This window comes from Rhizobium sp. AG855 (assembly GCF_003610655.1).
Lineage (GTDB): Bacteria > Pseudomonadota > Alphaproteobacteria > Rhizobiales > Rhizobiaceae > Allorhizobium > Allorhizobium wuzhouense.
This window is the reverse complement of the sequence record NZ_RAQG01000003.1, coordinates 3,320,492-3,332,839: the sequence shown is the minus strand read 5'-3', so window position 1 is coordinate 3,332,839 and position 12,348 is coordinate 3,320,492. Positions and strand designations below refer to the sequence as shown.

Below are 12,348 nucleotides of genomic sequence, written 5' to 3'. Positions count from 1 at the left end.
ATCCTATTAATGATCGGCCTTGATAAAGGTTCCATTCTGCAGTTCACGCATGGCCTGCATCAGCTCCTCGCGGCTGTTCATCACGATCGGCCCGTGCCAGGCGACAGGCTCCTTGATCGGCTTGCCCGTCACCAGCAGGAAGCGGATACCCTGCTCGCCGGCCTGTACGGTGATTTCGTCGCCGGTGTCGAAGACCACCAGCGTGCGATTGCCGGAGAGATCGCGGATGTTGAGCTCTTCGCCCATGTATTCCTTCTCGACCTTCACCCCGAACGGCTTGGAGGCGTCACGGAAAGAGCCGGAACCGGCAAAGATATAGGCGAAAGCCGAGCGATAGGTATCGACCGGGAAGGTCTTGCGCTTGCCGGGCGGTACCGAGATGTCGAGATAGACAGGCTCGGCGGCGATGCCGTCGACGGGGCCGTTCTTGCCCCAGAAGTCGCCACAGATGACACGCACGGCCGTTCCGTCATCGTCGACGACGACAGGAATGTCGGCCGACTTGATGTCCTGGTAGCGCGGGGTCGTCATCTTGAGGGAAGAGGGCAGGTTGGCCCAGAGCTGGAAGCCATGCATCCGCCCGGCGAAATCGCCCTTCGGCATTTCCTGGTGCATGATGCCGCTGCCGGCCGTCATCCATTGCAGATCGCCGGCGCCCAGCATGCCCTGGTTGCCCAGGCTGTCGCCATGTTCGACGGTGCCGGCCAGAACATAGGTGATCGTCTCGATGCCGCGATGCGGATGCCAGGGAAAGCCACGGATGTAATCGCTCGGATCGTCATTGCGGAAATCGTCCATCATCAGGAAGGGGTCGGTCATCGAGGGATCACCGAAGCCGAAGACGCGGTGCAGCTTGACGCCGGCACCTTCCATGGTCGGTGTGGCGCGGCTCTCATGCTTGACGGGACGAATGGACATGGGGACTGGCTCCTTGGCCGAATGCGTTGCGTGTTGAGCAAGATATAACCGCTCTGGCCGCCGCGCCACAGGAGCGGAGGGCGGAACGCAGTGTTCACATTTGCCCCTGCTGCACTGCAGAAAAAGATTGCGACGGCCGACAAAATTCTGTCATGAACGTCCGGATGTTTGCAAATCGTTAGCCTATCGGGCCAACACTGTTGTCGGGCAGCCCTTGTGTCGGCGCCTTCCGGAGTTGTGAAACGCATGTGTCGTTGGGCAGCCTATCGCGGAGAAGCGATCTTCCTCGAGGAACTCGTCACCTCGCCCGCCCACTCGCTCATCGAACAGTCCCATTGCGCCACCCGCGCCAAGACCGCCACCAATGCCGATGGTTTCGGCATCGCCTGGTATGGCGACCGGCCGGAGCCGGGCCGTTTTCGTGATGTCCTGCCGGCGTGGTCCGACTGCAATCTGAAAAGCCTCGCCCGCCAGATCCGCTCGCCGCTGTTCCTCGCCCATGTGCGCGCCGCGACCCATGGATCGACCCGTCGCGACAACTGTCATCCCTTTGTGCACGACACCTGGTCCTTCATGCACAATGGCCAGATCGATCATTTCGACCGCATTCGCCGGCCGATGGAAGCCATGCTCGACGACGAGCATTTCCACGCCCGCGTCGGCACCACCGACAGCGAACTTCTGTTCCTGCTGGCCCTGCAATTCGGCATGAAGGATCGCCCGCTTGCCGCCATGGCAGAGGCCGTCGGTTTCGTCGAACAGATCAGCCTGCACCTGGCAGGCGCCGCCGGCATCCGCCTGACCGCAGCCTTCTCGGATGGCGACACGCTGTATGCTGTCCGCTATTCGACCGATGAATTTGCCCCCACGCTTTACGCCGCCCCCATGGGGCCGAAGGGCAGCTATTGCCTCGTCTCCGAGCCGCTGAACGACGAAGCCGATACCTGGGTCGAAATCCCGGCTTCGAGTGCCGTGATCTTGAGTGCCAAGGGGTTGGAGGCTGCCGAGTTCAAGCCGGTCTCCGCGCGGATCGACATGGCGCCGGACCGGCCAATCGCGCTGGCCGGCTGAAAACGTCGTTCTCTAGAGCCGTTCATTTCTAAATGGAATCAGTTCTGTTGGCTCAAACGGAGTCGGATGGTCGACCGGCCGGCGCGTGTCGTAGCTACTGCCTACGGCCAAGCCGGCCGGTCGATCAGGCGGCCCGTTTCAGCCAACCCGAAGGGCCGGGCATCTTTCCGCCTGGATCAGCGGCGATCGGCTCGCACATACATCCGGGTATGCACGTCGCCCATCGCCACTGCCCCGACGAAAACCTGCTCCGGCAGAACTGCTTCCATTTAAAAATGAACGGCTCTAGTCTTCGATCCCGAGTTCCCGCCTGAGCTTTCGCGTCAGGCTGCTGCTGACGGTCCGGTAGGATCGAACAAGATATTCCTCGACATCCGCTGCCGTCAGTTCCGTATCCGGGCGGACGCTCACCCATTTGCGCTTGGCGAAATACGGTGCCTGGGACACGCCGCCGAGCGAAGTCAGGATCTCGAAACTTTCCTCGCTCACTTTGAAGGCGAGGTGTCGGTCCGCATCGCTGAGAAGGCCAAAGACCTTGTCTCCGACCTTGGCGACGCGGCTGTCCCATTGGTCGACGAGGCTGGTTCCGGCCAGGCCTTCGACGAAGCTCGTGAAATCGGCGCGATCGAACAGGCTCATGCGGGCGCGCCTTGCACATGCGTGGCAATCCACGCGGCCAGCCGGTCTGAAACTTCGTCCTTGGAGAGATCGGGCCAGTCCTCGACACCACTCTTCGTGATCAGCCGGACGCGATTGCGATCGCCGCCCATGATGCCGGTCTCCGGCGAAACGTCATTGGCCACGATCAGGTCCGCCCCCTTGCGTTCCAGCTTCGCCCGTCCATTGGCGTCCACATTCTGCGTCTCGGCGGCAAAGCCCACCACCAGGCGCGGCCGTTGAGCGTGATGCCCGACAGTCTTCAGGATATCCGGGTTCTCGGTGAGCAAGAGAGGGGGCGGCGCCTCGCCCGGCTGCTTCTTGATCTTCTGGTCGGAACCCGAAGCCACCCGCCAGTCGGCGACGGCGGCCACCATCACGGCGATATCGGCCGGCAGGTTGGCGATGACGGCATCGCGCATCTCTTCGGCCCGCTCCACATGCAAAACGCGCACCCCATGCGGATCGGGAATCGTCACCGGCCCCGAGACCAGCGTGACCTCGGCCCCCAGCCGGGCAAGTGCTGCGGCAATCGCGTGCCCCTGCTTGCCGGAGGAGCGGTTCGCGATATAGCGCACGGGATCGATGGGCTCATGGGTCGGGCCTGAAGTGACGATCGCCTTCAGACCGGAAAGTGGTTTCGGTCCGGACAGCAGGCCTTCCACGGCCGCGACGATCTCCAGCGGTTCGGCCATGCGACCGACACCGCGCTCGCCGCTCTCGGCCATCTCCCCGGCCATGGGGCCGATCATGGCGATTCCATCCGCCTTCAGTGTCGCGACATTGCGTCGGGTCGCGGCATTCTCCCACATCTTCGGGTTCATCGCCGGCGCAACGAGGATCGGCCGATCGCTGGCCAGCAGCACGGCGGAGGCCAGATCATCGGCCAGCCCATGCGCCATCTTGGCCATCAGGTCGGCAGTGATAGGCGCCACCAGCACGAGGTCACAGTCGCGCGCCAGCCGGATGTGCCCGACATCCTGCTCGTCCTCGCGGGAAAACAGATCGAGATAGACATGGCTCGCCGAAAGCGCGCCCACCGCAAGCGGTGTGACGAATTCCTGTGCCGCCCGCGTCATGATGGGGGTCACGCTCGCCCCGCGTTCCCGCAGCCGCCGGATCAGGTCGAGGCTCTTGTAGGCGGCAATGCCGCCGGCGATGATCAGAACGATGCGTTTACCGGCCAAGGTCATGAAAGTAGGGCCCCTTTTGTCGGCGCGACCCTAGCGCAAAACGGGCGTGAGGCAAACGCTGCCGCAAAGGCTGGTAAACGCCGGGAAAGGATCAGGAGGTCACGTCGAGCTTGAGCGGCACTTCGGCGACGGTTCCGCGCTGGCCTTCCAGATAGCGCAGCCCGTCACCCAGCGTGGACGCCATCGACTTGACGATCCGGCTGCCGAGCCCGGTGCCCTTCGGCGCGCTGTTGACGTCGATGCCGATCCCGTCATCCTCGACCCTGAGCATGGCCTCATCCGCAGAAATCGTCTTCAGATGCACGCGGATATCGCCGCTCTGGCCGGGGGCATAGGCATATTTGAAGGCATTGGTGACGAGTTCGGTGACGATCATGCCGACCGAAACGGCCTTGTCTGCCGTCATCGAAATCCTGTCAGCCTCGATCAGAAGGCGGATCGGCTTTTCCGCACTGCTGAGCGAGTTGGAAAGCTCCGCCGTCAGGCGCCCGAGATAGCGGTCCAGTTCGACACGGCTGACATCATCGGAGGTATAGAGGCTGCGATGCATGCCGGCGATCGCCGTGATGCGCGCCTGTGTCTCTGAAAGCTCCGCCTTCACTTCGTCGCTGCGCGCGCTGGAAATCTGTAGCCGCAGCAGGCTGGCGACCAGCGCCAGCGAATTGGCGACGCGGTGGTTCACCTCCGCCAGCAGGGCTTCCGCCCGCTCCTTGCCGAGCCGGATCTCTTCGTCTGCCCGCTCCTTTGCCACCCGCAGCCGCGCATTGGCCACCGACTGCTCGATGGCGCTGGTCAGCAGCGACAGGAAGTCTTCGCTGACGGTCTTGATGACATAGTCGGCAGCCCCGGCCTTGATCGCCTCGATCGCAATCTGCGCCTCGTTCGAGCCCGTCACGTAGACGACGGGCAAGTCGACACGCGTCTCGCGCATCAGCGCCAGCACCTCGTGGCCGGTCGTCTGGCGCAGGTAGTGGTCCAGCACGATGACGTCGAAGTCCTGACTGTTCAGGCGCTCCAACGCATCGCTGGCCGTCTCCGCATGCGAGACGTCGTGGCCCAGACGCCCCATATGTTTCTGCACCAACCGAGCGATGGCAGCGTCGTCGTCGATATAAAGGACGCGAAAGCTCATCGCGGTTGGCCCGGTGTCATGGGATCTGCATGACAGAAAAGAAGAGACCGAGCTGCCGGATGGCATTGGCGAAATTGTCGTAGTCGACAGGTTTGGTAATATAGACATTGGCCCCGAGGTCGTAGCACCGCTGGATTTCGCGCTCGTCGTCCGTTGTCGTCAGGATGACCACAGGCATGCGCCGCGTATGCAGATTGGATTTGATCTGGTCGAGAATATCGGTGCCGGACATGTCGGGCAGATTGAGATCAAGCAGGATCAGAAGATAGCGATCTTCCGAGGCCTTGCCGCTGCGATCCTTGCCGAGCACATAATCGAGCGCATCCGTCCCGTTGGTGAACGGAACGATGTCGTTGTTGACGCCGGCCCGCCGGACGTTCTTTTCGATGAGACGAGCATGGCCCTCGTCATCCTCGATCATGATGATTGTAACTTCCTTGCCCACCGCTTTCATAGTCAACTCCGTACCAAGCGTGATAGATCCGATGGCAGTCGCAATACGAATGTCGAACCCTCGTCCAAACGGGACTTGACGGTGATTTCACCACCCAGGTTCCGCGCCAGAGAGCGGACATGGGCAAGGCCAATGCCTTCGCCAGATTGATCTTGCTGGCCGGATCGTCGGAAGAGTTCGAAAATTCGTTCGTGGTCGTGTTCTGCTATGCCGCGACCATTGTCCTGGACCTCGATCCGCACCATGTGGCGCCCTTCGGGCATGGTGCGTACGGCGAGCTCCAGAGGTCGTACCGGATTCCTATACTTGATAGCATTGTCGAAAAGGTTACCGAGAATTTGTTCAAGCGACAACCTGTCGGTTGTCATTTCGTTCAGCCGGATGTCGAGATCGACCTTTCCGTCGCTCTCGCTGATCTGGTGATTGACGCTGGCCATGATCGTTTCCAGCATCGGCTTGAGTTCAATCGGCTCCGGCTTCAACTGCCGCCGTCCATCGCGGGATATCTTCAGGATGGCATTGATCAGGCCGTCCATCTTGCGGGTCGAGGAGCGAATGAAGCCGATCGCCTCGGGAAGGTCTTCGGATGCGGCGAGCTTTGCCTCTGCAATCTGGCTTTCGCTGAGCGGCCCATCTTCGTTCAAAACATAGGTTTGAAGCGACTTCATCGATGCGTCCAGCTCCGCCGTGAATCCCATGATGTTGACCAGGGGCGCCCGAAGGTCGTGCGTCACGATATAGGCAAAACGCTGAATTTCCTGGTTGGCCTGCATCAGGTCTTCGGTCCGCTCGGCAACCCGAGCTTCCAGGCCGGCATTGAGCAGTTCGATTTCCTTCTGCGACGCAGCGAGCGCCCGGACATGTTGCAGCACAACCAGAATGGCTCCGCCCATGACCGCGATGATGGCAATGCCGCCGCCGATGGTAATCCACTTCAGCTGCTGCGTTGCGGCGATCTGTTCGGCGGTGCCCAGATCCACGTTCTTGTCGGACTGGTCCTTGAAGAAGTCCAGGGTGGTGCGGATGCGCTCCATGTATTCCCGGCCGACTTCGGTCTGCACCAGTGCGATTGCCTCTTCGCGGGAACCGGATTGGACGAGCTCGATGGAGCGGGCCAGTTCATCGAGCTTGCCGGATACGGCGGCCCGCAGGTCGGGCATGCGTTCCGCCTTGATCGGCCGATCCTTCACGACCTCATCGAGCTTGTCGAGCGAGCCCCGGATGTCGTCGACCGCATTGGTATACGGCTGCAGAAACTTCGGGTCCCCCGTAATGACGAAACCGCGCTGACCGGTTTCGGCATCCGTGATCTCCTGCAGCAGATTGACGGCCATCCGGCGAATATTGCGCTCGCCGAGAATGTACTCGAATGTCGAACGCGTCCTGTCCACCATGGCAAGCGTGGTGCCAATGATTGCGACAAGAATGGCTGTGCCGATCAGGAGAAAAAGCAGGGTGGACCGGACGAAGCCGCTTTGCTGGACTGACATGGAGCTCCGACGGAACAAATTGAGGTCTATCAGGTTCAACGTCCCACCAGACCGTTTGTTCCACCGATGTAACAAGAAATTTTGTTATATTAGCAAAGTCAGGCAAGTTGGACGGCGATCACGACCAACGCAGCCGCTATAACCCAGAGCGCAATTCGCCCGGAGCGCGTATGTCGTGCTTCCGCCCGCCCGATCCGCTCGGCCGTCTGCGCGTCGAAGCGCAAGCCTTCTTCGCTCATCCGCATGATCTCGCCATGCAGTTTTTCCGTCTTGGTGGCGATTTCGGGCAGCGCTTCCGCCAGCCGAATAGCGGCCTTCGCGCCATCCTTCAGGTCGGTGACGATGCGTTTTGGCCCGAGATTGTCGCGGATCCAGTCGGACACCACAGGCTCGGCCGCCTTCCACATGTTGAAGCGCGGGTTGAGGATGCGCGAAACACCCTCGACGACCACCATCGTCTTCTGCAGCATCACCAGCTCGGGCCGCGTCTCCATGTCGAAGATCTCGGTCACCTCGAACAGCAGCGTCAGAAGCTTGCCCATGGAGATCGTCTCGGCCGGCTGACCATGGATCGGTTCGCCGATCGCCCGGATGGCCTGGGCAAAACTCGCGACATTGTGGTGCGACGGCACATAGCCGGCCTCGAAATGCACCTCGGCCACCCGCAGATAGTCGCGGGTGATGAAGCCGTAGAGGATTTCGGCGAGGAAGCGCCGTTCCTTCTTGCCCAGCCGTCCGGCAATGCCCATGTCGACGGCCACGATCATGCCGGAGGCATCGACGAAGAGATTGCCCGGATGCATGTCGGCATGGAAGAAACCGTCGCGCAGCGTGTGGCGCAGGAAGGACTGGATCAGCGTATCGGCCAGCGCATTGAGATCGTGGCCCGCCGCCTTCAATGCTTCGACATCCGACATCTTGATGCCGTCGATCCATTCCATGGTGACGACATCGCGACCCGTCCGCTCCCAGTCGACCTGGGGCACGCGGAAGCCTGGATCATCCTTGGTATTTTCGGCGATCTCGGAGAGCGCTGCCGCTTCCAGCCGCAGATCCATCTCCACCTTGGTGGTCTGCTCCAGCGTCTTCGTCACCTCGACCGGGCGCAGGCGCCGCGAATTCGGGATGAAGCGTTCCTGCAGGCGGGCGACCAGATACATGGCCTCGAGATCGGCGGCAAAACGCTTGCGCACGCCCGGTCGGATCACCTTCACGGCGACTTTGCACGGCCCTTCCGGGGTCTCGACCTCGGCGGGGTGAACCTGCGCGATCGAGGCTGCCGCAATCGGCTCGTCGAAGCGGACATAGAGATCTTCGATCGTCCGGCCGAGAGACTCGCGGATCGTGCTGCGCGATGCTTCCGTCGGGAAAAAAGCCATCCGGTCCTGCAGCCCCGACAGATCCTCGGCGAAATCGGCGCCAACGACGTCGGGACGCGTGGCCAGAAACTGCCCGATCTTCACATAGGAAGGCCCAAGGCGCGCGACCGCATTGGCCAGCCGATCGGCGCGCTCGACGGATTTTGCCCGGCTGCGGGCAAGCGGTGCCACGGCCGCCTTGGCGAACCCGACCAGTGGCGGCAGCCCTTCCGACGGAAGTGCTGCAACGACACCTTCCCGCACCAGCACCCAGCCGACCCGCGCCAGGCGGACATATGCACCGATCGTGCTCATGCGGTTCAGATCTTCCAGCCGGAATGCAGGGCCGCGATCCCGCCGGTGTAATTGGTGAAGCGCACGCTTGCGAAGCCGGCGCGCTCGATCATCCGGGCGAAATCAGCCTGGTTCGGGAACTTGCGGATCGATTCCACCAGATACTGGTAGGGTTCGGCATCACCCGTGATCATCTTGCCGAAGCGCGGGATCGCGTTGAACGACCAGGCATCATAGACCTTGTCGAGCAACGGCAGTTCGACTTCCGAGAATTCCAGGACCAGCAGCCGCCCGCCACGCTTCAAGACGCGGAAGGCTTCCGATAGCGCCACGTCGATATGCGGCACGTTGCGGATGCCGAAAGCGATCGTGTAGGCGTCGAAGGAATTGTCGTCGAAAGGCAGGCTCTCGGCATTGGCCTCGACAAAGGTCAGGTTCGGGGTGAGCCCCTTCTTTTCCGCCCGCTCGGCGCCGACACCGAGCATGGAGCCGTTGATGTCGAGCACGGTCGCATGGGCCAGCCGATTGGAGGCTTCCACGATGCGAAACGCGATGTCGCCGGTGCCGCCGGCCACATCGAGCACTTTATAGTTCGGGTCCTTGCGCGGATTGAGCGAGGCGACCATCGCATCCTTCCAGACCCGGTGCAGGCCGGCCGACATCACGTCGTTCATGATGTCGTAGCGCTTGGCCACCTTGTGGAAGACGTCGTTGACCAGGCTCTGCTTTTCCTGCTCGTCGACCTGGCGGAACCCGTAGGAGGTTTCCATGCCGCCATCGGCGGAAATGCGGCTTGCAGTCATCATCTCACTCCACGGTACGGACAGGTCGGGCAGACCATAGCGAAAAGGGCTCTCACGCGCTATCTGCGCAAGTGCACCCGCTTCAAGGCTGGTCTATAGACCGTAAAACAGGCGCTTCAAACAGAAAGATGGGCTGAAATGCCGGAATTGCCAGAGGTAGAGACAGTCCGTCGCGGCTTGGCGCCGACGATGGAAGGCGCGCGGCTTGAGCGGCTTGAGCTCCGCCGCCCCGATTTGCGCTTTCCCCTGCCGCGCGATTTTGCCGCAAGGGTCGAGGGCCGTCGCATCGAGGCGCTGTCGCGCCGCGCCAAATATCTGCTGATCGACCTGGAGGACGGTGCAACCGTGATTGCCCATCTCGGCATGTCCGGCTCCTTCCGCATCGAGGCGGGGGCGGCGACCGATATGCCGGGCGTCTTCCACCACGAGCGCAGCAAGGATGAAAAGCATGATCACGTGCTCTTTCATCTGGAGCGGCAGGATGGGCCGGTGCGCGTCATCTATAATGACCCTCGCCGCTTCGGCTTCATGGATCTCGTCAACCGCGCCGAACTCGACGATTACCCCGCCTTCCGCGACCTCGGCCCCGAGCCCGTTGGCAATAGGCTCTCCGCCGATTATCTGGCCACGCGATTTGCCGATCGCAGCCAGCCCTTGAAGAGCGCCCTGCTTGATCAGAAGGTGATTGCGGGCCTCGGCAATATCTATGTCTGTGAGGCGCTGTGGCGGTCGCATCTGTCGCCCACCCGCAAGGTCTCGACCTTGGTCACCAAGACCGGCAAGCCGAAGCCGGAATTGACGCTGCTCGCCTCCTCCATCCGCGAGGTCATCGCCGATGCCATCGAGGCCGGCGGCTCGTCGCTGCGCGACCATATCCAGACCGATGGCACGCTCGGCTACTTCCAGCACTTCTTCCGCGCCTATGATCGCGAGGGAAGGGAATGCCTCACGGATGGTTGTGGCGGTACCGTCGAAAGGATAGTTCAATCCGGCCGCTCGACATTCTATTGTCGCCGCTGCCAGAAGTAGCGCCGCAAGCGCCAGCCAGGGAGAGAGACATGTCCTTCGAAACGCTGTTGACCGAACGCCGCGACCGGGTTGCGATCATCACGCTGAACCGCCCCCAGGCGCTGAATGCGCTGAATTCCACCGTCATGCGCGAACTGCGCCAGTTGCTCGGTGAGCTGGAAGCCGATGCCGGCATCGGTGCGGTGGTCCTGACAGGCTCGGAAAAGGCCTTCGCCGCCGGTGCCGATATCAAGGAGATGCAGTCGCTCGATTTCGTCGATGCCTATACCGGCGGCTTCATTGGCGGCTGGGACGAGGTTGCCGGCTTCCGCAAGCCGATCATCGCGGCCGTTTCCGGCTTCGCGCTCGGCGGCGGTTGCGAGCTTGCCATGATGTGCGACTTCATTATCGCCTCGAAGACCGCGAAATTCGGCCAGCCCGAGATCACGCTCGGCATCATCCCCGGCATGGGCGGTTCGCAGCGCCTGACCCGCGCCGTCGGCAAGGCCAAGGCCATGGATCTCTGCCTGACCGGCCGCATGATGGATGCTGTCGAAGCCGAGAGCGCCGGTCTCGTCGCCCGTCTGGTCGAACCCGAACGGCTGCTGGGCGAGGCGGTGGAAGCGGCCACCAAGATCGCCGCCTTCTCGCTTCCGTCGGTGTTGATGGCCAAGGAAGCGGTCAACCGGGCTTTCGAGCAGACATTGACGGAAGGCCTGCGCTCGGAACGCCGGCTCTTCCACGCGCTTTTTGCCACCGAGGATCAGAAGGAAGGCATGGCGGCCTTCGTCGAGAAGCGCAAGCCGGTCTTCCGGAACAGATAAGCGCCCGGGAGGGCGCGTTATCTGCAGAATCCGCGTTGACGCATTCGCGCTTTCCCGCTATATGCCCGCCCACGGTTGGAAAAGCCTTCAGCGCTTTTCCCATGAAGCAGCTCCCCAAGTGCTGGTATGGCAGGTCGCAATGACCCGACGCGGCAATGGTGGGCTTTGGTTTGAATTTCGAGAGAGGCATCTATGGCCAACACTTCTTCGGCGAAAAAGGCGACCCGCAAGATCGCTGCCCGCACTGCAGTCAACAAGGCTCGTCGTTCGCGCGTCCGTGGTTTCATCCGCAAGGTCGAAGAAGCGATCGCTTCCGGTGACGCAGCGGTCGCCAAGGACGCCCTGCAGGCTGCCCAGCCGGAACTGCAGCGCGCCGCCACGAAGGGCGTCGTTCACGCCAACACCGCATCGCGCAAGATCTCGCGCCTGGCGGCTCGTGTGAAGGCTCTGGCCGTCTAATTTTCGACACCGTTTCGACAAAATTAAAAGAGCCTGGCGATTCGCCGGGCTCTTTGCGTTGTCCTTGCCACAGTCGTTAAAATTGTGTTTTAGGGTATTCTTTTGCGCTGCAGCGTGTCAATGGCGTGACAGAAAATATTATTTAATTTCAATAGCTTGAGAGAGGTGCCTGCGCATTTGTCCACTTCCCCTTGGGGCAGGTTGGGCACTCTGGGAGTCAAGAGAATTTTTATTTTTTTACGTCTGAGAAGGTCCATTTCGGGACTGCCTGTGAATCTCCTTGATTCAAAAGCGATTCTTTTTCAGCGGAATGTGACGCAAAAATGAAGTACCAAGAGTCAATGGCCGCGCGCCGGTTTCGTGCAAAAATCAGTGTTGATCTTGGCTTTTGATCCTGCATTAATGATCTCCAGCAAGGGGCGTGGGACTGGTCTGGAAAGACGGTCCGGTCGGTAGGAATATCGGTTCTCAACGCCACCATTGCCGGAACGGAGTGTTTCCATTCCGTTTTCTCATAAAGCAACCGACATTGCATCGGAGACCTGACGGTTTCCGCGTGGTGACGGCTTTGTGCCTTGACCCGGAGGAATGCCGGGCGGGGAAGGGTGGACCGCATGTCGAGGATGCAGTCCATTGGTTAGAGGGAAGGTCATCGGCTGGGGCGATGACCGGATTGGTGCGAGCCTT

At 61.4% G+C, this 12,348-nt stretch carries 12 protein-coding genes; 4 read left to right on the top strand and 8 right to left on the bottom strand.

Annotation, left to right across the window (positions count from 1 at the left end; genetic code table 11):
- Positions 1-6 precede the first annotated feature (6 nt).
- Positions 7-918, bottom strand: a complete 912-nt coding sequence (locus tag DFO46_RS16375; RefSeq protein ID WP_120278003.1) for a pirin family protein — start codon at positions 916-918, stop codon at positions 7-9.
- 246 nt (positions 919-1,164) lie between these two features.
- Here DFO46_RS16375 and DFO46_RS16370 point away from each other — a divergent pair, with 246 nt between their 5' ends.
- Positions 1,165-1,989 (top strand): class II glutamine amidotransferase, encoded by an 825-nt coding sequence (locus DFO46_RS16370; protein ID WP_110790221.1) that lies wholly within the window; start codon positions 1,165-1,167, stop codon positions 1,987-1,989.
- Positions 1,990-2,274: 285 nt separating this feature from the next.
- Here the strand turns inward: DFO46_RS16370 and DFO46_RS16360 are convergent, their stop codons facing one another.
- The 7 genes from DFO46_RS16360 to ubiE form a co-directional block, all read right to left on the bottom strand.
- The gene (locus DFO46_RS16360) at positions 2,275-2,628 is read right to left on the bottom strand and encodes an MmcQ/YjbR family DNA-binding protein (protein WP_120278002.1); all 354 of its coding nucleotides are present in this window, start codon (positions 2,626-2,628) and stop codon (positions 2,275-2,277) included.
- The gene (gene coaBC, locus DFO46_RS16355; RefSeq protein WP_120278001.1) at positions 2,625-3,839 is read right to left on the bottom strand and encodes a bifunctional phosphopantothenoylcysteine decarboxylase/phosphopantothenate--cysteine ligase CoaBC; all 1,215 of its coding nucleotides are present in this window, start codon (positions 3,837-3,839) and stop codon (positions 2,625-2,627) included. The genes DFO46_RS16360 and coaBC overlap by 4 nt, the downstream gene beginning before the upstream one ends.
- Before the next feature lie 91 nt (positions 3,840-3,930).
- Positions 3,931-4,971 carry a histidine kinase dimerization/phosphoacceptor domain -containing protein gene (locus tag DFO46_RS16350; protein WP_110790218.1) on the bottom strand — a complete coding sequence of 347 codons (1,041 nt, stop codon included), beginning with the start codon at positions 4,969-4,971 and terminating at the stop codon, positions 3,931-3,933.
- A 16-nt stretch (positions 4,972-4,987) separates the two neighbouring features.
- The gene (locus tag DFO46_RS16345) at positions 4,988-5,425 is read right to left on the bottom strand and encodes a response regulator (protein ID WP_110790217.1); all 438 of its coding nucleotides are present in this window, start codon (positions 5,423-5,425) and stop codon (positions 4,988-4,990) included.
- 2 nt (positions 5,426-5,427) lie between these two features.
- The gene (locus DFO46_RS16340; RefSeq protein ID WP_120278000.1) at positions 5,428-6,915 is read right to left on the bottom strand and encodes a CHASE3 domain-containing protein; all 1,488 of its coding nucleotides are present in this window, start codon (positions 6,913-6,915) and stop codon (positions 5,428-5,430) included.
- Positions 6,916-7,013: 98 nt separating this feature from the next.
- The gene (ubiB, locus tag DFO46_RS16335; protein ID WP_120277999.1) at positions 7,014-8,588 is read right to left on the bottom strand and encodes a 2-polyprenylphenol 6-hydroxylase; all 1,575 of its coding nucleotides are present in this window, start codon (positions 8,586-8,588) and stop codon (positions 7,014-7,016) included.
- Between the two features lie 5 nt (positions 8,589-8,593).
- Complete coding sequence (gene ubiE, locus DFO46_RS16330; RefSeq protein WP_120278292.1) at positions 8,594-9,370, bottom strand: bifunctional demethylmenaquinone methyltransferase/2-methoxy-6-polyprenyl-1,4-benzoquinol methylase UbiE; 777 nt, start codon at positions 9,368-9,370, stop codon at positions 8,594-8,596.
- 138 nt (positions 9,371-9,508) lie between these two features.
- Here ubiE and mutM point away from each other — a divergent pair, with 138 nt between their 5' ends.
- The 3 genes from mutM (at position 9,509) to rpsT (ending at position 11,661) form a co-directional block, all read left to right on the top strand.
- The gene (mutM, locus tag DFO46_RS16325) at positions 9,509-10,399 is read left to right on the top strand and encodes a bifunctional DNA-formamidopyrimidine glycosylase/DNA-(apurinic or apyrimidinic site) lyase (RefSeq protein ID WP_120277998.1); all 891 of its coding nucleotides are present in this window, start codon (positions 9,509-9,511) and stop codon (positions 10,397-10,399) included.
- A 29-nt stretch (positions 10,400-10,428) separates the two neighbouring features.
- Positions 10,429-11,202, top strand: a complete 774-nt coding sequence (locus DFO46_RS16320; protein ID WP_120277997.1) for an enoyl-CoA hydratase — start codon at positions 10,429-10,431, stop codon at positions 11,200-11,202.
- A 192-nt stretch (positions 11,203-11,394) separates the two neighbouring features.
- Positions 11,395-11,661 (top strand): 30S ribosomal protein S20, encoded by a 267-nt coding sequence (gene rpsT, locus DFO46_RS16315; protein ID WP_062276883.1) that lies wholly within the window; start codon positions 11,395-11,397, stop codon positions 11,659-11,661.
- The last annotated feature ends 687 nt before the right edge of the window (positions 11,662-12,348 follow it).